Below are 22,214 nucleotides of genomic sequence, written 5' to 3' on the forward strand. Positions count from 1 at the left end.
ACATAAGCGCAGATTGCTGCAGCTGAGGAAGGGGGTCACAGCGAGATCGTGTCCCGGCAAGTGGTGTAGCTGACGGGAGGTAGCAAAGCCGAGTGCCCGCGCGCTTCTCGCTGCGCTGTAGCGGGTGATCGGCTTTGCGGGCGGCCATCAGTGTTTTCCGCTAGGGTCGGGTTGTTCAAGACCAACCTGACGGAAAGACCACCGATGACCAATGACATGATGAACGTGCGCTCCCTCGTTGAGAAGAGCGCGGATGCAGATTTATTGCGTGAGATGATTGGCTTTGCCGCCGAGCGGCTGATGGAGTTGGAAGTCGGCTCGGCCACGGGTGCTGACTTCGGTGAGAAGAACCCGATGCGGCTCGCTCAACGCAATGGCTACCGTGACCGCGATTGGGAGACGCGCGCCGGAACCGTCGAGCTTCGCATTCCGAAGCTGCGCAAGGGCAGCTACTTCCCGAGCTTTCTCGAACCGCGTCGGATGGCGGAAAAGGCCCTGACGGCGGTTATCCAGGAAGCGTATATTCAAGGGATATCAACACGCTCTGTCGACGACTTGGTCAAGGCCATGGGCATGTCTGGCATCTCCAAAAGCCAGGTGAGCCGTCTATGCGAAGAGATCGACGTCAAGGTCAAAGCGTTCCTCGACAGGCCAATTGAAGGCGAGTGGCCGTATGTATGGGTGGATGCGACCTACCTCAAAGTCCGGCGCGGCGGCCGCATCGTTTCCGTTGCTGTTATCATCGCCGTCGGCGTCAACAGCGATGGTCGACGCGAGGTCCTGGGAATGGAAGTCGGCACGTCGGAAGCCGAGCCGATCTGGACGGAATTCCTGCGCAGGCTGACACGTCGAGGATTACGTGGTGTGAAGCTTGTTGTCTCCGATGCGCATGAAGGGCTCAAGGCCGCCGTCACCAAGGTTCTCAACGCCACCTGGCAACGGTGCCGGGTTCACTTCATGAGGAACGTACTGGCGCATGCTGGAAAGAGTGGCAGGCGGGTCGTCTCGGCCTTCATCGCCACCGCCTTTGCCCAGGAGACGCCGGAGGCCGCCAGCGCTCAATGGCGCAGCGTCGCTGATCAGATCAGACCGAAAGTGCCGAAGCTCGCCACCATCCTGGACGACGCTGAAGAGGACGTGCTCGCCTACATGACCTTCCCGAAAGAGCACCGGGCGAAGCTTCACTCAACGAATCCAATCGAACGTCTCAACGGCGAAATCAAGCGACGAACGGAGGTCGTCGGCATCTTTCCCAACGACGAAGCCATCGTCCGTCTCGTCGGTGCACTGCTGCTCGAACAGAATGATGAATGGGCCGTCCAGCGCGCCAGGTACATGACGCTTGAGACCATGGCACAAATGAGCGATGATCCCCAAATCAGTCTGCCCGCTGTGGCACGCTGAAATCCCCTCCGACCCAACGTCGGAAAGCACGGCAATCAGCCGTCAGCTACACCACTCCCATGGACACGATCCACAGCGACAGGAGACTTTCTAGATTCCGGCACCGTCGGGTCAAAGCGGATACCAGATGACCCTTGGGACGGATTCGACGAAACATCCGAGCGTTTGATATCTTCCGATCTGGCCTTGGTCAGACGAAGCCCCGACGCCACTCCTGCCACAAGCCAAGGCGTACACAGGCGGCGGTCGCGCTATCGCTTCGATTGCAATCACCCGCGTGCTTCGATAATTATTTGGGAGAGCCCGGATACTTTTGGGCCTGCAGCTTCTCAAGCGACGCGTCGAGCCTGATGGTGAGCCCTGTTGCAGCATAATCGAGAGAGACATCTCCGAAAGCGGAGAGGCTCGAATAAACGAGCCGGGACCCAAAGCCCTTCTTCCTTGGTGGTTCCACGGCCGGCCCGCCGCGCTCTTGCCAAAGCAGGCCAAAGCGATCGTCGCCAGCGTTTCGGCGCACCGACCACTCGATTTCGACAGATCCGGTATCGACTGAAAGAGCGCCGTATTTCGTCGCGTTCGTAACAAGCTCGTGCAGCACGAGGGAGAAGGCAAGGGCCGCCTGGGGGGCCAGATCCACCGCAGGACCGTTTGCTTTGACGCGGCTTGGCTCAACTCCGAGATTGATCGAGGTTGCCCCGACGACCGCATCCATGGTCGCCGACAGCCAGTTCCTCTGCAGCAAAATATCATGCGCGTTGGCATAGGCATTAATGCGGGCCGAGATCGACTTTTCTGCCTCCTCCATACTGCTCGCGCTTCGGAAGGATTGGTTGGTGATCGCCTGGACGACGGCCAAAGTATTTTTGATGCGATGAGAGAGTTCGTGCATCAGGACGCGCTGGCGCTCCTCGTTTTCTCGCTGCTCTGTGCGGTCCCTGAGGATCTTCAGGAAGCCTTCGAGTTCGCCGTCATCCGACCTCAATGCCATCATCTGGCCCGACGCCCAGAATAACGAGCCGTCCTTTCGCACGTGCCATCGCTCATCATCTCCGTGGCCCTCGGTCAGAGCGGCGGTCATTTCCCGTTGAGGAACCCCGACCTCGCGGTCTTCCTCCGTGAAAATTACCGACACGGGCTGGCCGATAATTTCCGTCTCATCCCATCCGAGGATCCGGCGCGCGCCCTCGTTCCATGTGGTCACGAGACCATCGAGGTCCACAGCGATGATCGCATACTCGATAGCACTCTGGAGGATCGCTTCGAGAAAGCGCTCGCGAGCGCGACTGGATTGGGAAAAGCGGTTCATGATCTTGTTTCGCGCCTGATGGTTCAGGTCACAAGCGAATGACCTCACCTTAATCCTATACCGGACGCTGCCGCATTGCCATCGCAGCCATGATTGGTACGCTGGCCGGTTCCGGAAAGCTTCTGATCTAAGCCAAATTGGTGATTGTCAGGGAAACAAAGGAACCCATGCAACGTTATCAGCCGATGACTGAAGAAGCGTGGACGCATGACGAGTAACTCGACAAAAAAACTGCACGGAGACTTGCCTTCGGCGTCGACAAAAGCAGCCTTGGCCGATCGGAAGGAATTAGCGGCGGTCGCCTTCGAACGCACGAGGATGCCTATGGTCGTCACCGACGCACGCAAACCCGATCTGCCGATTGTGCTGGCAAACAAATCTTTCCTTGAGCTGACGGGTTATGCCGCCGAAGAGGTGCTGGGCCGCAATTGTCGCTTCCTTCAAGGACCCGCGACGTCACCGATTGCCGTCGCTGAAATTCGTGCCGCCATCGCAGAGGAGCGCGAGGTCGGTGTCGAGATCTTGAATTATAAGAAAAACGGAGAGCCGTTTTGGAACCGCCTGCACCTAAGTCCCGTCCACGGGGATGATGGAAGGATCTTGTATTTTTTTGGATCGCAAATTGACATGACGGAGTATCGGCGCGTCGAGGCGCTGGAGGCTTCCGAGCATCGCCTGCTCATGGAGGTCGACCACCGGTCGAAAAATGTCCTTGCCATCGTTGACAGCATCGTTCGCCTCAGCAACTCCGACGACCCGGCCCTTTATGCCGCCGCCATCCAGCATCGCGTGCAGGCGCTTGCGCGTGCACATAATCTGCTAGCTGAACGAGGTTGGGCGAACATTTCCGTCGAGGAGCTCGTTCAGCTACAGGTGACGCCGTTTGCAGCGACCCGTGCCGCCTTAAGCGGACCGGATATCAGACTGCCGGCGACGGTTGTCCAGCCGGTTGCGCTCGTTCTTCATGAGCTCGCCGTCAATGCAGCCCGTCATGGTGCGCTTGCCGTCCCGCAAGGTAGGCTTTCCATCAGCTGGATGCCGGGACCCTCGGACGCCGGCTTCAGGCTTCGGTGGCAGGAGGCGGGCGCTGGCCCGGCGCCGCGGTCAACCAAACGAGGTTTTGGCACGGTGATCGTCGGCGCGATGGTCGAAAAACAGCTGAAGGGGCGTGTTGAGAAAACTTGGTCGGATGATGGGTTGCTTATCGAGATCGAGGTTCCTTCTGCCGGTTCTACGGCCCGATGACGGATGTGGCATAGTCGCCTTCAGCCCTGGTCGACGCAACATGGAATGGCCTGAAACGGGTCAGAAAAAAGCATCACTCGATCGGTGACTGGATAGACAGATCAAACGAGCTCATGGACTGCCCATCGCGCAACGCCGCTACCTGCCATTTCGCTCAAGCATCGCCAGATGCTCTGAGCACACCGTGTTAACCAGCTCAAGCAACAAGGCGGTTTGCTCTGCGAGCCAGCCAAGAGCCTCCTTGTTGGTTTCCACGCGGAACTGAGCCGGTTTTTCCACCGAGAAGTGAGCCACCTCTAAGTATGGTTTTCTGATCATGCTTTGGTCAATGGGTTGGCCTTTTCTCCTCTCTTCTGTGCGGCGGCCGCCGAGCTGGCTTTGAAGCGAAAGCTGTCATTTCCAGTTTCGAGGATATGGCAACGGTGGGTCAGTCGGTCGAGGAGAGCTGTCGTCATTTTGGCGTCTCCGAAGACCGTGGCCCATTCGCTAAAGCTGAGGTTGGTAGTGATGATGACGCTGGTGCGCTCGTAAAGCTTGCTCAGCAGGTGGAAGAGCAGCGCTCCGCCTGAGGCGCTGAACGGAAGGTATCCAAGCTCATCGAGGATCAGCAGATCGAGACGGACCAGCGTCTCGGCAATCTGGCCTGCCTTGCCCTTTGTCTTCTCCTGCTCGAGCGCATTGACCAATTCTATAGTCGAGAAGAAGCGGACCTTTCGGCGATGATGCTCGATAGCCTGAACACCGAGGGCAGTCGCGATATGGGTCTTTCCTGTGCCCGGCCCGCCGACGAGGACAATGTTATGCGCATCGTCCATGAACTCGCATCGATGCAGTTGGCGCACCGTCGCCTCGTTGATTTCGCTGGCGGCGAAGTCGTATCCGGAGATGTCCTTGTAGGCCGGGAAGCGAGCCGCCTTCATATGATACGCAATCGAACGGACCTCGCGCTCGGCCATCTCGGCTTTTAGCAACTGGGACAGGATCGGCACGGCCGCATCAAACGCTGGAGCCCCTTGCTCGATCAGGTCCGTGACGGCTTGAGACATGCCATACATCTTCAGGCTACGCAGCATGATGACGACGGCGGCGCTGGCAGGATCATGACGCATGACGACCTCCTACGATCCGGACCCGCAGACCGTCATAGCGTTCTACATTGGCCTTGGGTTCAAGCAGCAAGGTCAGCGCCTGTGGCGTGTCGATGTCAGGACCATCAGTCGTCTTCCCATCGATCAGACGATGCAGCAGGTTCAGCACATGCGTCTTGGTCGCGACGCCTTGATCCAGAGCCAGTTCCACAGCCCTGACGACAACCTGTTCGTCGTGATGAAGAACCAGAGCGAGGATGTCGGCCATCTCCCGATCACCACCGGGGCGGCGAAGCATCTGATCCTGCAATTTGCGTAGAGCAGGCGGCAGTTCCAGGAAGGGTGCGCCATTGCGCAAAGCACCGGGCTTGCGCTGGATGACGGCAAGGTAATGCCGCCAGTCATAAATCGTCCGTGGTGGTTTGTCGTGGCTGCGTTCTATGATCCGCGGATGTTCGCAGAGGATATTGCCCTCGGCTGCAACGACCAGCCGCTCGGGATAAATCCGCAGGCTGACGGGCCGGTTCGCAAATGATGCAGGCACACTGTAACGATTACGCTCGAAGGTGATCAAGCATGTCGGTGAGACGCGCTTGCTCTGCTCGACGAAGCCGTCAAACATGGCGGGCAATGCCATTAAGGCAGGCTGCTCATCACCCCAAACATCTGCGATCGAACCGGACAAGGTGCCATGCGGTGTCTCGCGCCACAGGTCCTGGCAATGCTGTTCCAGCCATGCGTTCAACGCCGCTAAATCTGGAAAGTCCGGCATCTGTTGCCACAGCCGTGGTCGGGCATCCTGGACGTTCTTCTCGACCTGGCCTTTCTCCCAGCCTGCGGCGGGATTGCAGAACTCGGGCGCAAAGACGTAGTGGTTCGTCATCGCCTGGAAGCGGACGTTGACCTGCCGTTCCTTGCCGCGGCCAACACGATCGACCGCGGTCTTCATGTTATCATAGATGCCGCGGCCAGGTACGCCGCCGAACACGCGGAACCCGTGCCAGTGAGCGTCGAAGAGCATCTCGTGCGTCTGCAGCAGGTAAGCTCTGACCAGAAAGGCGCGACTGTGTGATAGCTTGATATGGGCGACCTGAAGCTTCGTGCGCTCGCCGCCGATTACGGCATAGTCCTCACTCCAATCGAATTGGAATGCTTCGCCTGGGCGGAAAGACAGCGGAACGAATATGCCGCGGCCCGCCGTCTGCTGCTCAACCCGCCACTCACGGGCGAACGCGGCGACCCGTCCATAGGAGCCGGTAAAGCCGAAAACCACCAGATCGGCATGAAGCTGCTTCAGCGTTCGGCGCTGCTTGCGCGACCTTCCGGCCTCGGTCTTCAGCCAGCCAGCAAGTTTGTCGGCAAAAGGATCAAGCTTGCTCGGTCGTTCCGGTACCGTGAACGTCGGCTCGATCGTACCGGCACTCAAATACTTCGCGATCGTGTTGCGTGACAGTCCAGTGCGCCGGCTGATCTCGCGGATCGACTGCTTCTCGCGCAGCGCCATCCGACGGATGATGTTTAAAAGTCCCATGTGGATCACTCCGTTGCCCCCGTCGCTCTCCGCGTTGGGGGAAGGTTCACATGGCTCAATTCTCAATGGAAATTATGCGTCTAACCGGCTCAGTTCCGCGTGGAAACCAACAGCTTAGCGAAAAATGACCGCGGGCCGAAGGTTCTTCCTATCAAGGCGAAAAGCTCCATCGCTGCTTGAATGCGGACCGCGATTGAAGCATTCAACGGCGGCTTCCCGCCTGAGAGCGGTCATGCGCAGTTTCAACGTGCGCGCTGAAATAGTCAGGCCGACAGAAGCTTCCCGATGTCTCGGCGTGGCGGACACCCAAACAGCCGGGAATATTCCCGGCTGAACTGTGAGGGGCTGGCATAGCCTACCTCAAAGGCAACCGTTTCCGTCGACATTTCGCGCGACAGCATCAGCCGGCGCGCCTCCATCAGGCGGATCTGCTTTTGAAACTGCACCGGTGTCATCGCGGTCATTGCCTTGAACTGACGATGGAAGGCTGTCGGGCTCAGGCCGGCGAGCGCGGCAAGATCATCGACGCGCACCTGCTTGTCGAAATTACCCCGCAATGCGTGGATCGCTTTGACCAGACGCCGGTTTCGCTCCGCGCCGACGACCATGCGGGCAAAGACAGCACCATGTGGCCCGGCCAGCAGGCGGTAATTAACGCCGGAGGCAGGATCAGGCAAGAAAGAAGCCGGTTCCGGCATGTTCGCCCGTGCTTCGCCCTCTTATGTTCACCGTCATCAACAAAGGAGAACGGCGATGACACAGAATTCCGAACGCAAAATCGCGATCGTCACCGGCGGCAGCCGCGGGCTGGGCCGCAACACCGTGCTCAACCTCGCCAGACGTGGTGTCGACTCGATCCTCACCTACAATACCAGCAGTGCGGAAGCCGAAAAGGTCGTGGCCCTGGTTGCTGAAGCTGGCGCCAAAGCCATTGCCCTCAAGCTCGACACGGGTGATGTCCACGGTTTCGACCCTTTCGTCGACGCCGTAAAGCAGGCGCTTGCCGATCTGGGCGCCGAGCGTTTCGAATACCTCGTTAACAATGCCGGAACCTCGCACCACAACAGCATCGAGGCGACGACCGAAGATGAACTGGACATGCTTTACAATGTGCACTTCAAGGGGGTCTTCTTCCTGACACAGAAGCTCTTGCCGCTGATCAATGACGGCGGCCGGATCGTCAACCTGTCGAGCGGCCTGACTCGCATCATCGTTCCCGGCAGCGCTGCTTATGGTGCGATGAAGGGAGCCGTCGAGGTGCTGACGCGGTATATGGCAAAGGAGCTGGGACCGCGTCGCATCGCCGTCAATGTCGTCGCGCCCGGCGCCATCCAGACCGACTTTAGCGGCGGTATGGTGCGCGACAATCCGGATCTGAACCAGCGTGTCGCCGAAATGACGGCGCTGGGCCGCGCCGGCCTGCCCGACGATATTGGTCCGATGATTGCCTCGCTGCTCTCTGAGGACAACCGCTGGGTCAATGCCCAACGCATCGAGGTCTCTGGTGGCATGTCAATCTGAGATGCCGCTTCGGACCGAGTTCAAATAATCCTACCGCTTCGCAAACGATGGAGATTCGATCATGATGATGAACAGACGCGCGTTTTCGAAAACTTTGCTCGTCGGTGCTGCCACGTCATTTGTTGCGACACATGCCGGCTTGGCCGCCGCACCCACGCCTCCAAAGGCGCGCAATGTCGTTCTCGTGCATGGACTTTTCGCCGACGGATCATGCTGGGCCGAGGTTATCGCCCGGCTGCAAGCGAAGGGCCTAAACTGCACGGCGGTCCAGAACCCGCTCACCACGCTGCCCGATGCCGTGGCGGCCGCCCGGCGCATCCTCGACCGGCAGGACGGTCCGACCGTCTTTGTCGGCCACTCCTTTTCGGGGATGATCCTCACCGAAGCAGGTGTGCATCCGAACGTCTCTTCACTGGTTTATGTCGCTGCCCGAGCACCGGATGCAGGAGAGGACTATGCAGCTTTGGCAAAAACCTACCCGACACCACCCGCAACGGCGGGCATTGTCTTCGACGGCGACGAAGGACGGCTGACGGAAGAAGCGTTTCTGCGCGATTTCGGGGGCGACCTTCCCGAGGCCAGGGCGAGGGTTCTCTATGCCGTTCAACAACCATTCCAAAAGGCGTTGCTCACCGGCAAAACCTCAAACGCTGCTTGGCGCTCCAAGCCAAGCTACTACGCCGTTTCGACGCAAGATGGGACGATAAATCCAGACCTGCAGCGTTTCATGGCCAGACGCATGGGCGCTAAAGCCATCGAACTCAATTCCAGCCATCTGTCGCTCATTTCACATCCGGATGAGATCACCAAGCTCATTCTGGAAGCTGCGGGGCAATCGTGACATTGGATCCCTGACGCCGCGCGAGCCGATATTCCGAGCCTGATCGCCGTCGGGAAGGCCAACGGGGGAATAGCCGAGGCACTCGGAAAAAAGCCGGCCTGATGGCCGGGAAGGATGACGAATTGCGGCGCGGATACCCAACCTGAAGCTAGAGTTGGAGTCGACAAACGAGAGCGGCATCGAGGAATACCTAGCCCAGAAAGCACCGTTCATCGATGCCGTGACTTTATGTCGGCTCCGGGTAGGGAACGGCCATGGCCCGCCCGCCTGCAGGAAGGGCAGGCTCCTTTTTTGACCTTTCCAAAACCTGCTGGTCTCTTCAGGGCCCCAAATCAGTCATGCCAGTCGATCCAAGTTCGCGCATTGCTGAGATAAACTGTGACCGAGAATAATGAATAACCGGGTCGCGGGTTCATATCCCCCAAGGCGTCGACTTTCCTCATCCGGCCGTTCACGAGATGATTTTTTCCTCAGTCGAGAAAACGGAACACAGGGCCGGCGCAGTCGGTCCCGACTTGCGGTTGCCTGTACCTGACATGTCACGTCTGCATTATCCGGAGAGCTCACCTTGACGAGCCTTATCACCTCTAGGCACCGATCAGAAGCGAATGTAACGTTCTTCAGGCTGGGGCGATTTCAGCTCTTGGCAGCCGCAGGACGAGTCTGACGGCAGGCGTATCGCTGTCTCCAGGGCGATGCGCGAGGCTAGCATGGACAAGCTGGGCAGCACACCATCCTGGAGCAAGGTGCCGCGGCTCCGATCCATATAGTCATTAAATCCGGCTGTGACGAATGCGCACGGCACGAAGCACGCGCCGATCTCGCGCGATAGCGTCGCTTCAGGCGCTATCGAATGGTTGATCACATCTGCGCCCATCGAGCGAAAGGCCAGCGCCTCCGCAGGACTCGTCAGGCGTGGGCCGTAGGCGTGTGCCGCAACTAACCCTTGCTCGATCCCATGGACCCGGCAGGATGAAGGCCAGAGGCTGCGGGCCGTGTCTGCCAAAACGGCGGCGCAATTCGGGCAGACGATCTGTTTGCCGGAACAATCGAAACGTTGCCGGCCAGGAAGAAGTGAGTACGGGGTCTGGGTCAACTCGATGATGTCGGCATTGATCACCATATCACCTGGTTGAATGGCCTTGTTGACCGCACCAAGCGTCGAGCAGGAAAGCACATGACGAACGCCAGATTCCATGAGGACCCAGAAAGCGCGTTGATGGCAGGAATGGTCTATACGATCCCGTGGATTGCCATGGGAATACATGCAAAGCGCTCGCTTGCTTTGTCGATCCTGCGTGATGCTTGCGTCGAATTCCAGGAGTTTCCAGTTATCGGACACACCATAGGGGGTATCGAAAGACAGGTCGCGAGCGAGTACGCGAACCCCCGGCATCGCAATATCCTCTGGAAAAGCAAGTCCCCAATTGGCTGAACCGGTAATGATCGCCAGCTCGGTCTTTGGAATCACGGGAATGATTACAGGATCAGTCATGAATTATCTTTCAAAGGTCCGCGTTCGCGCAGGTTGAAAAACAGAAGCACGACGGAGATCAGGAGAGTCCAAAAGGTGGAGATAGCGGCAATGGTAGGGTCGATCTGGTCCCGCAGGGACATAAACATGAGCTTCGGCAAGGTGCTGCTTGGGCCGTTGGCCACGAAGATCGAGATGACCGCCTCATCAAGAGACGTCAGGAACGCCATCAATGCGGCGGTCGTTAAGCTGAGGCCCAGCTGTGGCAGTATGATCCCCCCATGGTGCGGAACCAGCCCGCACCAAGGCTGCGGGCCGCTTGGGCCTGAGCCCAGTCGAACCGATTGATGGCGGGGTAGAGCACGATCACGGCCACCGGAATTGCAAGGACCACATGCCCAACAAGGACGCCGGTAAGGGTGCCCACGAGTCCAAGCTTTGCGAGAATAAAGAAGAGCCCGATCGCCAGAAGGATGCCGGGCGTTACCGATGGAGACAGGAGAAATCCGTAGATCACTCGCGCGCTACGCCCGCCGAACCGGTTGATAGCGAAACATGCCAGAAAGCTGATCGGCACCGCAATCGCGGCCGTGAGTACACCGAGAAGCAGGCTGACTCTCAACGCAGCCATCCACACGGCCGACGAGAAGAAAGCCTCGTACCAGCGAAGCGACCAGGCCCTCGGCGGAAACTCGAGGAGATCCGAGGCCGAAAAGGACAGTGGCACCACGATCAAAGTGGGCAGCATGAGAAAGACGAGAACGAGCGCTGAGAAGATCCAAAGGGCCGCCTTGGTCAGTCGGCTGCCGTAATAGGCGTCAAGCATGGCGTGCACCCTTCGTCAGAAGTGAGCGGAGGCCGAACAGCATGCCACCGGTTACCAGAACCAGAACAAGGAGCAGAACGCCAAGCGCGCTGGCCGAACCCCAGTCCTGAAATGTCGAGAGGGTGCGATCGATGCGGACCGAGATCGGGTTGACCTTGCCGCCCCAAGAATGGCAGGCGTGATGAAGAAACCAAGCGTGTATATGAATACGATGGTTGAGCCTGACAGGATCCCGCCCGCCGAAAGCGGAAGGATGATGGTTCGCACGCAGTGCCAGAGGCTCGCACCCATACTGGCGGAAGCGCGGATCACATTGTTGTCGATATCGCGCATCGCGGCATAGATCGGCAGAACGAAGAGTGGCAGCATGTAGTGAACCATGCCGATCAGCGTGCCAGTAAAATTGTAGGCCAGCGGCAAAGGGGTGTCCGTCAGGCCGAGGCTCTGCAAGGCGGAGTTGACGAGACCTTCACGCCGCAGGAGTACCAGCCAGCCGTAGGTGCGAACCAGGATGGACGTCCAAAGCGGCAGCATGATCAGGATCAGGACCCGGTTTGCGATGCGCGTTTTGGTGCTGGCCAAGGTCAATGCCAAAGGAATGCCAAGGACCATGCAGATGAACAATGTCGCGCCAGACAAGGCGAGGGTGGTGCCGACCGCGGACCAGGTGAGGCCGCTCGAGAGGATCTTTTCGTAGTTGGCGGTCGACAAGTCACCTGCCATGGTCAGGAACGACTGACGCAGGATCCATATGACCGGCAGGATAGCCGCCAGACCGACAAGCACCAAGGCCGGCACGGCAAGTGACAGAAAGAAGCGGCGTTCGCGCCGGACGTCCTGCAAAAGAGCTGCGGTGTTCATTTCCCGGGCCCCTCTGGCAAGCTATGCACGCTCGCGGCGGCCGCATAGGCGGTTACCACCTGACCGGTTTTCAGCTCAGCGCAGCCAGCAGCGCGGGTTGCGGGCACGCTCAACATGACTAAAGCGCCGGCCTCGGTTGTCACATTGAGAAGCCAATTCTCGCCGCGGAAAGCCTTGGCGGAAAGGCTGCCTGTGATCGCGACCGCGTCAGGTTCCGCATCGGCGGCGTCAAAATGGAAACTTTCTGCCCGGATCATTGCAAATCCCTGAGGGGCTTGCGTCGATCCGTTCATCCGCGTCAGGCTTGCTGTGGGAAGAATGTTGGCTTCACCCATGAATTCTGCGACGAAGCGGTTGGTCGGATGATGATAGATCTCGGATGGTGCGCCGATCTGCTGGATCTCGCCGGCGTCCATGACTGCAATTCGGTCGGACATCGTCAGCGCCTCCCTTTGATCATGCGTCACATAGATCGTCGTGATACCGAGATCGTCGTGCAGGCGTCGGATTTCGAACTGCATGTGTTCACGCAGGTTCTTGTCCAGCGCGGAGAGGGGCTCGTCCATCAGCATGACACGCGGCTCGAATACAATGGCACGCGCCAGTGCAACGCGCTGCCGCTGGCCGCCCGACAGCGCGGCGATGTTGCGGTCGCCGTAACCTGATAGCTCGACCCTTGCCAAAGCGCCCATTGCCCGCTCGCGAGCCTCGACCTTGGACACATGACGCAGCATCAGTGGATAGGCCACGTTGGCAAGCACGCTCATGTGTGGGAAGAGCGCGTAATTTTGGAAGACGATTCCGATTTCTCTTTTTTCCGGAGACAGCCGGGTGACATCCCGGCCGCCGATGGTTAGAGAGCCGCTATCCGGACGGACAAACCCCGCAAGCGCCATCAACAGTGTTGTCTTGCCCGATCCTGAAGGACCGAGCAGGGTGAGGAATTCGCCAGCAGCAACCTCCAGCGAAACATCGTTCAGCGCCACGTAACAACCGAATACTTTCCTTACGCTGTCGATGGTTATGGGAAGCGAGGTTATGGCCATCTTGATGCCTGCTCCCTGTCTTTCAACGGTTCATCATTTCGTCGAAGGCGACCTGGGCAGCCTCACCATTTTTCAGCCACCACTCAGCCTTCGAAAACACGGAGGTCTCGACATTTCCAGGAGCGGTGGCGAGAAGTTGCATCCGTTCCGCCGGAATCAATCCACCCTCATAGGCTTTCGGGTTGAGCGGCCCATAGGCGATAAAATCCGTAAGCTTCGCGCCTCTTTCCGGCGTCGTCATCGCCGCAATGAGCTTCATGGCGGCATCCTTGTTTGCTGCACCTTTTGGAACGGCTAGACAGTCCGTGCCGATGACGGAGCCCTTGAAACTGTAGTCAGCGGCACCGCCGTCTGCCTTGACGCTTTGGGCGCGACCGTTCCAGGTCACGACCAGATCGGCTTCGCCGTCCTTCAAAATTTGGGCTGATTGCGCACCCGAGGTCCACCAGATCGCTACATTTGGCTTTAACTCTTCGAGACGGCCGATCGCACGCTCCAGCCCTCCTGGCGCACTCAGGACGTCGTAGACTTGATTTGGTTCCACCCCCTCGGAGAGAAGCGCGATCTCTATGAGATCCTGCGCATTGGCGCGTAGCGCGCGAGTTCCGGGAAATGCTTTGACGTTCCAGAACTCCGCCCAGTTCTTCGGCGGATTGTTGCCGATAGTCTTTGTGTTCCACGCCATCACAGTGCCGTAGGAACTGAAGGGATAGCAGTACTCCGATTGCGCTCCTGCCGGCAGCGATTTGCCGTCGATGACGGAATAATCCAGCGGCTCGAGCAGGCCTTGAGCGGCTGCCTGCGCACCTTCGGGCGAGCCGAGATGAATAATGTCGGTTGTAACTGCACCAGATGTGACTTGCATCTTGAGTGCTGCAAAGCCGTCGCTCTGGGTTTCTTCACGCACATCGAGGCCAAGCTCGTGGGCGGCGGGCTCCCACATGGCCTTCTTGATAGCGGTGCCGTAGTCGCCTCCGGCAGTTGTGATGGTCAGTGTTTGCGCTGCCAGCGGGCCGGCGGCAGTCATGGCAATAGCAGCCACGGATAGGCGCAGCATACGAAGCATTGGTTTATCTCCTTTGTTCACCTCTGAATGACGATTTTTGGGTCTAACGCCCGATTTTTGGAAATCGTAACGTTACGATTGATGGATAACGGTCGCCCCGTCAAGCGGAATCTTGTTCCTACCCTCCCCCTACTTTCAATTATGCGGCGGAAAGGGCACTGTATCGACCAAACCGAACCACGGAAGATTGACAGGCGCGATGGCAGCAAATTCGAGACCCAATCTGAGGCAGATCGCGACAGAGCTTGGTCTTTCGGTGACGACCGTTTCCAGGGCATTGAAGGATGGCCCGGAGGTTCATCCTGACACCATCAAGCGCGTAAAGGCGGTTGCAAACGCTGCGGGCTATGTCCCTAACTTCCATGGCAGGGCGTTGCGCACAGGCCTCACACACGCGTTGACAGCCATACTGCCGATGGAGACGCGCGACTACCTGTCGGACATTGCGAAACTGCCCCTGATCGAAGGGCTCACGCTTGCCGCACGAGAACAGGGATATAGCCTCTCGATATACTCCACGACGCCTGAGGAGGATCCGCAGGAGAATCTCACTCGGCTCATTCATGCCGGCGGCGTTGACGGAATCGTAATTACCCGAATGGTCTCGGAAGACCCGCGTATACCGTTTCTCCTGGACCGTAGCATTCCGTTTATCGCCTTCGGCCGCAGCGGCAGTGATCTCGACTACGCTTTCGTCGATGTCGACAACGAAGGAATAGCCTTCCAGGCCGCGACAATGCTGTTCGATCGAGGGTGCCGGCGTATCGCGCTTCAACTGCTGACCCGCGAAGACCAGTACAGCACGCTGCGTTTGGCCGGCTATGCAAAGGCCATGACTGGAGCAGGGCTTTCGGTCGATCCGCAGCTGATCGGGCACGAGGATTTCACCATGGAAGCAAGTGAACGCTGGGTGACGCGCCTGCTGGACCTCCCGGAACCGCCGGCCGGCCTGATCTGCGCCAACGAACTCGGGCTTCTCGGAGCGCTGAGTGCGGCGCGCCGAAAAGGCCTGACGGTTGGCCGCGATTTTCATATCGTCGTTCGTGACAACACACATATGTGTCGCTACCTGTCTACCCCTCTCATCGCCCATACCGTTGATATGGTTGCCGTCGGGCGCAGCCTGGTCGAGGGGCTGGTGCGTCAGATCGAACGGCCGGGCTCTCCTCACTTGCAATTGGTCGTGCACGGGAAAGTCGAACTCATCTCAAACGCCTGACACCCACGCCTTCGGCCGGCCGGACTATTTCCGGCAAGCCCACTCAGCGGCGTATTTTTCAGACGTGCGTACGGTCGGTGGTTCAGCCGAGGGCGGCGGTTAGCGGGTCGTAGGCATAGACCCAAGCAGGATCTTCCGGCTGCTTCAGCCAAGTGTTGGCGTTCGATATTGTCTGCACCTTGGTGGCCCGTTCACGTCGTGTGGCTTCATAGAGCGAGAAGGCGTCTTTATACCCTGCCATGCCGCTTTCTTCGAGGCATCGCGTGAGGATCGCTGCGTCCTCAATGGCCATACAAGCGCCCTGCGCCATATGCGGACGCATGGGGTGGCATGCGTCACCCAACATGACGAGACGGCCGCGACTCCAGATGTTTAAGGGATCGCGGTTCCAGAATGGCCATTTCGTGACGGTTTCGGTCGCATCCACCAGGGCCTGCACCATCGGATGGGATCCTCCGAATATCGCTTCCATCTCCTCTCGGGAACTGTCGACGAAGCTGGTTTCATGCTCCCAACCGTCTACCGGCACGCCGGTGACATAATAGTATTCGCTGCCGTCGCCCTTGGTGGCATAGGCCATGATGTGGCGAGAGGCCTCCCACCACCACTTGACGCAGGCTTCGAACTCCAGGCCGGAATTACGCAGCTTGTCCATGTTGACGAGGGCGCGATGTCCGACCCAGCCGGAGAAGCGGGGTTTTTCAGGCCCGAGCAGCATGTCGCGGATCATGGAATTGATGCCGTCGGCGCCGACGACAAGACCGGCAGCAACGCGCCGTCCGTTCTCGAATGTGAGCAGCACGTCGGTCTCGCGCTCCTCGATGCCGGTCAGGCGGTGGCCGAAATGGACCTTGTCCTGCGGCAGCGCATCTATCTGGACGGCATGCATGTCGCCGCGGTGGATGGTGATGTAGGAGGCGCCGTATTCCTTGCGGCCATAATCGCCGAGAGGAATGCGCGAGAGATAGTCGCCAGTCATGCCATCACGGGAGAACCAGAAATCCGGATGGGAGCCGATCTGCTCCAGCTTCTTCTCAATGCCGATGCGGCGGAAGATTTTCATCACGTTCGGGCCAATGTGAATGCCGGCGCCCAGACGCGTAAAGGCGGGGGCCTGTTCGAAGCTATGCACGGAGAACCCGGCGCCGGCCAGCAGGGCTGCTGCCGCAGCGCCGCCAAGGCCCGCTCCGATGACCGCGATCTCGACCTTCTCAATGTTCATGCTCATGGGTTTGTCCTTCTTCTGTCAGGCATATTGTTGGCTAACAAACAATGCGAATGCGAACCGGCCGTTGTCGTCGTCGGAAGTGGACCCTGATCAGCCGGGGACCCGGCACGATCGCGGTCCTCCGGCGCTACCAGGGTGGCAAATCGGGGGCGAAGCGCTGCCGCAGATAGCTAGCGAGGGCCTCCCGTTCCGTGTCTGTGAATTCGCCGTTAAAGGACGGCATGTCGCGCAGATCCAGCCCGTCCGGCGCCTTCAGACCCTCGTCCAGAACGGAGAAGAGGGCATCGGGCACGGGCGCGCGCAGTGCCGCCGACCGGCTGATCGGCGCAAGAGCCGCCGTGACTGTCCCGGCAAGCGCGGGCTCATGGCAGACGGCGCAGGCGCTTTCGTAAATCCGGCTGGCCCGCGAGGGTGCAAGTCTGGCCTCAGGCACGGACGCGGCGGGTGCGGCATCAATTCCGCTCAATGAGGCCAGATACGTGGCCATAGCGCGGATATCACCATCGGGCAGGGCGGTAAGGCTGGCGGCGACTTCCGCCATCGGGCCGGATGCCGTTGCTGCTTCGGAATGCCCGCGGCGCAGATAGGAAAACAGCGTGTCCTCGTTCCAGCCGCGGGCGGCGGCCGGCGGCCCGGCAAGGGCCGGGGCATACCAGCCCTTGATCATGGCTCCGGTCAGCTCGGGCAGTTCTGCGCCGGCGATATTGCGCGGAGCGTGGCAGGCAGAACAGTGGCCCGCCGCCTCGACCAGATATTTGCCGCGGTTCCATGTCTCGCTACGGACCGGATCGGGCGTGAAGGGCGCGGCGTCATGATAGAGCCAGTTCCAGGCGGCGAGGGCCGGGCGCAGGTTGGTCGGAGCGATCATCCGTGACGTTAGCGTTTCCTGGCGCACGGGCGTCAGCGTCTGGATGTAGGCGTAAAGCGAGAGCATGTCCTCGCTGTTGATCCTGGCAAAGGACGTGTAGGGGAAGGCCGGGTAGAGGTTATGGCCGTCGCGGCTGATACCATGACGCATCGCACGCTCGAACGCCTCGAAACTCCACCGGCCAAGACCTGTTTCCGGCTCGGGGGTAATATTGGTGGAATAGACCGTGCCGAAGGGGGTGACCATTGGGCGTCCACCCGCATTGGGCAACCCACCCTCGGCGGTGTGACATGTGGCGCAGTTACCAAGGGCAAACACCTGCCGGCCACGTTCGAGTGCCTCCTTGGAGAAAATGCCGGACGCAGGCGCAGCGGAAGGAGCAATGGACCGATTGAGCGGCAGGGCGATGGTACCCATCGCAAGCATGCCGCCGATGACGGCGCTAAGCCCGAGCAGTTTCTTGCGCAGCGGGCTTCGGTTCCGGAGCGGGCGAGCCTCCGCGGCGGCGAGGGCGGGCATGTTCCCCAAAGCTGCGAGCGCTGCGCGCATTTTCTCCGGTGTAAACGGCACTTCGCGCATGCGCACGCCCGTGGCGTCGAAAATAGCATTGGCGATGGCCGCCGCACTCGGCACCGCCACGCTTTCGCCAACGCCGAGCGGAGGATCGTCCGGCCGCGCGATCAGCATGGTCTCGATTTCGGGCACGGCAGGAAAAGTCTGGATCGGATAAGCCGCCCAGCTTCGCGGTGTGGGAGAAATTTCGTTGAAGGTGACTTCCTCGAGCAGCACCCGGCTTGCCGTCTGAATGGCATTGCCATGGATCTGCTGGCGCACGCCATCCGGATTGATGACGAGTCCCTGATCCTGGCCGATGAAGATGCGGGTGAGCGCGACCTCGCCGGTTTCCGTGTCCACAGCGACATCCACCACCCAGGCGGCGGAAGCCGCCGCCGTGCCGGGGAAGGTGCCATGCACATAGGTGGCGAAGGCAAAACCCTGACCGAAGGCCATACGACCTTCGCGACGCAGGCGCGGACCGACGCGCTCCGCCCATCCTGCCTGTTCGGCCGTGCGGCGGACAAGATCGGCCTCCCGCGGATCGTCGAGATGACGCAGCCGGAAGGCAACCGGATCCTCGCCCGCCTCGTAAGCCATTTCATCCACGAAACTCTCATGGGCAAAGGTGTTGGGCAGGGCGGAAACACCGCGCATCCATGCAGCCCGCACGATCGGCGCCATGTCATGCACCGTGATGCGCCTGTGAGGGATCCGATAAGGCGGGATAATGGTGCGGTCGCCCATGTCGGAAGGTCGCGCCTCCGAGCTGGTGCGGCCTGTCAGCAGCAGCGACAGGTTCGGCCCCCGGTTGGATGGATACCAGGTGTCGATGGCATAGGCATGCAGCGCGCCGGCCTTTAGCCCGCCGTTCACCTCCATGAGTTGCGCGGCGCCTTTGGGCTCCCAAAGATGCTCCTGCGCGCGGGTGAGCTGGACCCTGACTGGCCGGCTGGTGGCGCGCGACAGAAGCAACGCGTCGCCGCAAACATCGTCGGCGCAATTGCGCCCGTAGCAGCCGGCAGCCTGATAGCGGCGGATTTCGATCCGCTCAGTCGGCACTCCGACAAGGACGGCCAGATCATCGCGCAGCATGTGCGGGTTCTGCGTGCCGGACCAGACGAGCGGCGTGCCGCCGTTCCAGTCGGCAATGGCGCAGGACGGGCCGATGGAACCGTGTTCGTGATAAGGCCAGACATAGGTGCGTTGCCGGGCCACGTCGCATTCGGCAATAGCCCGGCCAAAGTCGCCGGCACGATCAAGACTGCGCGGCGTGGAGGGATGATCCTTCAGCGTCTGGCGCAGATCGGCCATGTCAGGGATGTCAGGCGGCAGGTGCCAATGCGCCGGCAAGGCCTCCGCGATGAGTTGGGCCTGGTCGGCCCGCTCTGCCACCACACCAAGGAAATCGCCGTGGCGGACGACCGCGATGAAACCGGGAAGGTTTCGCACGGCGGCTTCGTCGTAACGGATGAGGCTGTGTCCGACGAAGGCTCCGCTGTCGCGTCCGGCATAAGGCGGCCGGATGACATGGCCGTGCACCATACCCGCAATGTCTACATCATGAATGTAGGGATGTGTCCCGTGCAGCTTGTCCGAAAGGTCACGGCGTCCCGTCCTGTGGCCGACGATGCGATAGTTCGCCGGAGGCTTGACCGGAGTTGTCCGGTCGAGCTTGAGCGCAACATCCTGTCCGGCAATCAGGTCACCATAACTACAGGATTTGTCTTGCCAGCCGACGCAGCCTGCCTCGATCGCGATGCCATCTATTGGGGCGTTGAAGCGACGGGCAGCCTCCGCCGCCAGGAAGACGCGGGCCTGCGCGGCTGCCAGGCGCAGCGGAATGGCGGCGACCTGGATCGTTTCGGACGCGATGGTCGGCCCTTGGTCCGGGGTCGAAGCCGTATCGCCAAGCACCATATGCACCGCACTCAACGGCAGGTCCAGTTCCTCCGCGACGATCTGGGAGAGCGCCGTGTCGATGCCGGTGCCAAGATCCACGTGGCCGTTGTAACCAATGGCAACACCACGCTCGTCCATTCTCAGGAAGACGGCCGGGCCGGCAGAGAATTCGTCATAGATCGAGAGGCTGCCGGGGGGAAGACTTTCAGCCATGCTGGGCTCCACGCATCAGCTCGGCCGCGCGTTCGACCGAAGCGATGATCTCCAGATGCGTTCCGCAACGACAAAGATTGTGGCGCAGAGCCGCGCGAATGTCTTCTCGCGTCGGTGACGGGTTATTTTGCAGGAGAGCGGCGGCGGTCATAACCATCCCGTTTAGGCAGTATCCACATTGCGCGCCTTCGCACTCGAGAAAGGCCTTCTGGACCAAAGAAAGAGCTCCGGTCACAGAATCGGATAGGCCTTCGAGCGTGGTAACGTCATGTCCAACGGCACGTTTTGCACGCAGCACACAGGCCCGTGCCGGCGAACCGTCGATGAGCACGGTGCAGGCGCCGCATTGCGCCTTTCCGCAGCCATACTTTGCCCCCTTGAGACCGAGCTCATCTCTCAAGACGTCGAGAAGTGTTCGTTCCCCGGGATGCTGAAGGAGGCGCGCTGTCCCATTGACCGTCAGTTCGAGCGTATTCGTCATTGGTTCCCTCGGGCTCTCTTTTTGCCCCTTGTCGGGAATTCAGCAGAAAATTCGTTTGTATGCAAATGAATTTGCACAGCATGTGCGGATTTTTTGCATAATCGGCAGGCAGTAAGCGGGTTTGTAAGATTTTTAAGCAGTCTCTGAGCGCGCGTGCCTTGGCTACGCCAGGCGCCGCTTCATCGAGAGCGCATATGCGGGATTCCGGCTTGACGTCAGGCATTGGGATGTTGCAGTTCGACCTTGTTTCTTCAGAAGCTGGAAATCGCCGATGGTCGACCCGAACGAAAATTACGTCCTTGACGAGCAAGTCGGCTTCTTGCTCCGTCTCGCCTATCAGAGGCATATGGCCCTCTTCATGGAGCGCATGACGGGCGGATTGACCCCGACGCAATTCTCCACACTCTACCGGCTGCGTGAGGCGTCGGGGCCGCTTTCCCAAAACGCTCTGGGCCGTCTTGTCGGGATGGATGGCGCCACCACGAAGGGCGTCGTGTCGCGCCTGCTGGCGAGAGATCTGATCCATGTGGAGAAGGACGGCGAAGATCGAAGACGCTATACGCTTTTCATCACCGACACCGGTCGCCGGCTGCTCGATGCAGTGCTGCCGGACGTGAAAGGCAGCAGCGAGACTACGCTTGCCCCTTTAGCGCCTTCGGAAAGGGAGCAACTTCTGCAGTTGCTGAAACGCCTGATATAAAATTATACATTAAGATAATAATGGCCTAAACACTGCCAGTGAAAAAGCGCGTAAGCGCCTGACGAGGACGATCGCGTGGCCGACCAAAAGCTCCAAACAAAAAACCGCAGTCCGGGGCGACCTCCGAGAACCGATAGCTTTGGGAAGGCCTCCGATTTGCGCGACAGTATTTTGGATCATGCCGAATTGGCGTTCGCGGAAGCGGGCTTCGAAGGTGCCAATCTGCGGGAAATCGCCTCTCTTGCGGGGGTCAATCAGGCGCTGATCCGGTATTATTTCGGCTCGAAGGCCGACCTCTTCGATGAATGCTTCAGGCGGCGCGGCGGAGTTTTGGCGGGACATAGACACGTCAACCTGGATCGGCTTTTAGAGATCAGCGAAAACCCATCGGTCGAGGATCTTGTTTTTGCCTACCTCAAACCACAGTGGGACATGAAGTATTCGAGCCCCAATGGCGCAGCCTTCGTCGCGATGCAGGCGCGGCTGCATGCTGAGCCTGAGGAGCATGCTCTACGTCTTCGAAGGGAAGTCTACGACGCTTCGGTCAAGCGCTATATATCGGCGCTTTCACAGGCGCTGCCTCAGGTTCCCAAGGACATCATCAGCGTGCGTATGGCCTTTCTTGTCGGCGCATATCTTTTCATGCTCAACGACTTGGGGCGCATCAGCGATCTCACCGAAGGTCATCTGACATCCTTCGGCAAGGACGAAATGCTCGACCAGCTCGTCCGTTTCCTTGCAGCGGGACTGCGCGCACCCGTCTAGATAAGACAAAAACTGGCCGCCCGCCCAATTCGCAGGCCAGCCGAAAATTTGTGCTTGTTATTATTCAAATGAAT

General features: G+C 59.6%; 20 protein-coding genes and 1 pseudogene. 7 read left to right on the forward strand and 14 right to left on the reverse strand.

Going from position 1 to position 22,214, the window contains the following annotated elements; all coding sequences use genetic code 11:
• Positions 1 to 204: 204 nt before the first annotated feature.
• Positions 205 to 1,404 (forward strand): IS256 family transposase, encoded by a 1,200-nt coding sequence (locus tag CO657_RS35765; RefSeq protein WP_128715534.1) that lies wholly within the window; start codon positions 205 to 207, stop codon positions 1,402 to 1,404.
• A gap of 289 nt (positions 1,405 to 1,693) precedes the next feature.
• On the opposite strand, the gene CO657_RS35770 is transcribed toward CO657_RS35765, so the two are convergent.
• The gene (locus tag CO657_RS35770; RefSeq protein ID WP_054185555.1) at positions 1,694 to 2,710 is read right to left on the reverse strand and encodes a sensor histidine kinase; all 1,017 of its coding nucleotides are present in this window, start codon (positions 2,708 to 2,710) and stop codon (positions 1,694 to 1,696) included.
• Positions 2,711 to 2,917: 207 nt separating this feature from the next.
• Here CO657_RS35770 and lov point away from each other — a divergent pair, with 207 nt between their 5' ends.
• Positions 2,918 to 3,955 carry a blue-light-activated histidine kinase gene (gene lov / locus CO657_RS35775; RefSeq protein ID WP_054185556.1) on the forward strand — a complete coding sequence of 346 codons (1,038 nt, stop codon included), beginning with the start codon at positions 2,918 to 2,920 and terminating at the stop codon, positions 3,953 to 3,955.
• Positions 3,956 to 4,093: 138 nt separating this feature from the next.
• Here lov and CO657_RS35780 read toward each other — a convergent pair.
• The 4 genes and pseudogenes from CO657_RS35780 to CO657_RS35795 all read right to left on the reverse strand — a co-directional run.
• Positions 4,094 to 4,201: pseudogene (locus tag CO657_RS35780) on the reverse strand (nucleotidyltransferase); the annotation flags it as partial.
• Positions 4,202 to 4,269: 68 nt separating this feature from the next.
• Complete coding sequence (istB, locus tag CO657_RS35785) at positions 4,270 to 5,064, reverse strand: IS21-like element helper ATPase IstB (RefSeq protein ID WP_054185558.1); 795 nt, start codon at positions 5,062 to 5,064, stop codon at positions 4,270 to 4,272.
• Entirely contained in the window at positions 5,054 to 6,574 is a 1,521-nt protein-coding gene (gene istA / locus CO657_RS35790) for an IS21 family transposase (protein ID WP_054185559.1), read from the reverse strand. The genes istB and istA overlap by 11 nt, the downstream gene beginning before the upstream one ends.
• A 263-nt stretch (positions 6,575 to 6,837) precedes the next feature.
• On the reverse strand, positions 6,838 to 7,251 hold the full coding sequence (locus tag CO657_RS35795; RefSeq protein ID WP_245293035.1) for a helix-turn-helix domain-containing protein: 414 nt from the start codon (positions 7,249 to 7,251) through the stop codon (positions 6,838 to 6,840).
• Positions 7,252 to 7,327: 76 nt separating this feature from the next.
• Here CO657_RS35795 and CO657_RS35800 point away from each other — a divergent pair, with 76 nt between their 5' ends.
• Both CO657_RS35800 and CO657_RS35805 read left to right on the forward strand, forming a co-directional pair.
• Entirely contained in the window at positions 7,328 to 8,095 is a 768-nt protein-coding gene (locus CO657_RS35800; RefSeq protein WP_054185561.1) for an SDR family NAD(P)-dependent oxidoreductase, read from the forward strand.
• 61 nt (positions 8,096 to 8,156) lie between these two features.
• Positions 8,157 to 8,936, forward strand: coding sequence for an alpha/beta fold hydrolase (locus tag CO657_RS35805; protein ID WP_054185562.1), 780 nt, complete (start codon positions 8,157 to 8,159; stop codon positions 8,934 to 8,936).
• Between the two features lie 598 nt (positions 8,937 to 9,534).
• Here CO657_RS35805 and CO657_RS35815 read toward each other — a convergent pair.
• The 6 genes from CO657_RS35815 to CO657_RS35835 are packed head-to-tail and all read right to left on the reverse strand — an operon-like array spanning position 9,535 to position 14,209.
• Positions 9,535 to 10,431, reverse strand: a complete 897-nt coding sequence (locus tag CO657_RS35815; protein WP_054185563.1) for a phosphorylase family protein — start codon at positions 10,429 to 10,431, stop codon at positions 9,535 to 9,537.
• Positions 10,428 to 10,640 carry an ABC transporter permease subunit gene (locus tag CO657_RS37840; protein WP_245487190.1) on the reverse strand — a complete coding sequence of 71 codons (213 nt, stop codon included), beginning with the start codon at positions 10,638 to 10,640 and terminating at the stop codon, positions 10,428 to 10,430. The genes CO657_RS35815 and CO657_RS37840 overlap by 4 nt, the downstream gene beginning before the upstream one ends.
• 14 nt (positions 10,641 to 10,654) lie before the next feature.
• Positions 10,655 to 11,236: an ABC transporter permease gene (locus tag CO657_RS35820; RefSeq protein WP_245487191.1), complete on the reverse strand. Its 582-nt coding sequence runs from the start codon at positions 11,234 to 11,236 to the stop codon at positions 10,655 to 10,657.
• A gap of 51 nt (positions 11,237 to 11,287) precedes the next feature.
• Complete coding sequence (locus CO657_RS35825) at positions 11,288 to 12,097, reverse strand: ABC transporter permease (RefSeq protein ID WP_245487192.1); 810 nt, start codon at positions 12,095 to 12,097, stop codon at positions 11,288 to 11,290.
• The gene (locus tag CO657_RS35830; protein ID WP_054185629.1) at positions 12,094 to 13,137 is read right to left on the reverse strand and encodes an ABC transporter ATP-binding protein; all 1,044 of its coding nucleotides are present in this window, start codon (positions 13,135 to 13,137) and stop codon (positions 12,094 to 12,096) included. The genes CO657_RS35825 and CO657_RS35830 overlap by 4 nt, the downstream gene beginning before the upstream one ends.
• Before the next feature lie 28 nt (positions 13,138 to 13,165).
• On the reverse strand, positions 13,166 to 14,209 hold the full coding sequence (locus CO657_RS35835; protein WP_063856461.1) for an ABC transporter substrate-binding protein: 1,044 nt from the start codon (positions 14,207 to 14,209) through the stop codon (positions 13,166 to 13,168).
• 187 nt (positions 14,210 to 14,396) lie between these two features.
• On the opposite strand from CO657_RS35835, the gene CO657_RS35840 reads away from it, so the two are divergent.
• Positions 14,397 to 15,428, forward strand: a complete 1,032-nt coding sequence (locus CO657_RS35840; RefSeq protein WP_245487193.1) for a LacI family DNA-binding transcriptional regulator — start codon at positions 14,397 to 14,399, stop codon at positions 15,426 to 15,428.
• 82 nt (positions 15,429 to 15,510) lie between these two features.
• On the opposite strand, the gene CO657_RS35845 is transcribed toward CO657_RS35840, so the two are convergent.
• The 3 genes from CO657_RS35845 to CO657_RS35855 all read right to left on the reverse strand — a co-directional run bounded on the left by CO657_RS35845 (position 15,511) and on the right by CO657_RS35855 (position 20,675).
• On the reverse strand, positions 15,511 to 16,656 hold the full coding sequence (locus CO657_RS35845) for an FAD-dependent monooxygenase (protein ID WP_245293036.1): 1,146 nt from the start codon (positions 16,654 to 16,656) through the stop codon (positions 15,511 to 15,513).
• 127 nt (positions 16,657 to 16,783) lie between these two features.
• On the reverse strand, positions 16,784 to 20,194 hold the full coding sequence (locus CO657_RS35850) for a molybdopterin cofactor-binding domain-containing protein (protein WP_054185567.1): 3,411 nt from the start codon (positions 20,192 to 20,194) through the stop codon (positions 16,784 to 16,786).
• Complete coding sequence (locus CO657_RS35855) at positions 20,187 to 20,675, reverse strand: (2Fe-2S)-binding protein (RefSeq protein ID WP_082366360.1); 489 nt, start codon at positions 20,673 to 20,675, stop codon at positions 20,187 to 20,189. The genes CO657_RS35850 and CO657_RS35855 overlap by 8 nt, the downstream gene beginning before the upstream one ends.
• 271 nt (positions 20,676 to 20,946) lie before the next feature.
• Here CO657_RS35855 and CO657_RS35860 point away from each other — a divergent pair, with 271 nt between their 5' ends.
• On the forward strand, positions 20,947 to 21,375 hold the full coding sequence (locus CO657_RS35860) for a MarR family winged helix-turn-helix transcriptional regulator (protein WP_054185568.1): 429 nt from the start codon (positions 20,947 to 20,949) through the stop codon (positions 21,373 to 21,375).
• 75 nt (positions 21,376 to 21,450) lie between these two features.
• Positions 21,451 to 22,140, forward strand: a complete 690-nt coding sequence (locus CO657_RS35865) for a TetR/AcrR family transcriptional regulator (protein ID WP_054185569.1) — start codon at positions 21,451 to 21,453, stop codon at positions 22,138 to 22,140.
• The last annotated feature ends 74 nt before the right edge of the window (positions 22,141 to 22,214 follow it).

Source organism: Rhizobium acidisoli (assembly GCF_002531755.2).
Lineage (GTDB): Bacteria > Pseudomonadota > Alphaproteobacteria > Rhizobiales > Rhizobiaceae > Rhizobium > Rhizobium acidisoli.

Coding starts and splice junctions, on each gene's coding strand:
- CO657_RS35765 (WP_128715534.1), top strand. CDS start 205: ATGACCAATGACATGATGAACGTGCGCTCCCTCGTTGAGAAGAGCGCG.
- CO657_RS35770 (WP_054185555.1), bottom strand. CDS start 2,710: ATGAACCGCTTTTCCCAATCCAGTCGCGCTCGCGAGCGCTTTCTCGAA.
- lov (WP_054185556.1), top strand. CDS start 2,918: ATGACGAGTAACTCGACAAAAAAACTGCACGGAGACTTGCCTTCGGCG.
- istB (WP_054185558.1), bottom strand. CDS start 5,064: ATGCGTCATGATCCTGCCAGCGCCGCCGTCGTCATCATGCTGCGTAGC.
- istA (WP_054185559.1), bottom strand. CDS start 6,574: ATGGGACTTTTAAACATCATCCGTCGGATGGCGCTGCGCGAGAAGCAG.
- CO657_RS35800 (WP_054185561.1), top strand. CDS start 7,328: ATGACACAGAATTCCGAACGCAAAATCGCGATCGTCACCGGCGGCAGC.
- CO657_RS35805 (WP_054185562.1), top strand. CDS start 8,157: ATGATGATGAACAGACGCGCGTTTTCGAAAACTTTGCTCGTCGGTGCT.
- CO657_RS35815 (WP_054185563.1), bottom strand. CDS start 10,431: ATGACTGATCCTGTAATCATTCCCGTGATTCCAAAGACCGAGCTGGCG.
- CO657_RS37840 (WP_245487190.1), bottom strand. CDS start 10,640: ATGGCGTTCCTGACGTCTCTTGATGAGGCGGTCATCTCGATCTTCGTG.
- CO657_RS35820 (WP_245487191.1), bottom strand. CDS start 11,236: ATGCTTGACGCCTATTACGGCAGCCGACTGACCAAGGCGGCCCTTTGG.
- CO657_RS35825 (WP_245487192.1), bottom strand. CDS start 12,097: ATGAACACCGCAGCTCTTTTGCAGGACGTCCGGCGCGAACGCCGCTTC.
- CO657_RS35835 (WP_063856461.1), bottom strand. CDS start 14,209: ATGCTTCGTATGCTGCGCCTATCCGTGGCTGCTATTGCCATGACTGCC.
- CO657_RS35845 (WP_245293036.1), bottom strand. CDS start 16,656: ATGAGCATGAACATTGAGAAGGTCGAGATCGCGGTCATCGGAGCGGGC.
- CO657_RS35850 (WP_054185567.1), bottom strand. CDS start 20,194: ATGGCTGAAAGTCTTCCCCCCGGCAGCCTCTCGATCTATGACGAATTC.
- CO657_RS35855 (WP_082366360.1), bottom strand. CDS start 20,675: ATGACGAATACGCTCGAACTGACGGTCAATGGGACAGCGCGCCTCCTT.
- CO657_RS35860 (WP_054185568.1), top strand. CDS start 20,947: ATGGTCGACCCGAACGAAAATTACGTCCTTGACGAGCAAGTCGGCTTC.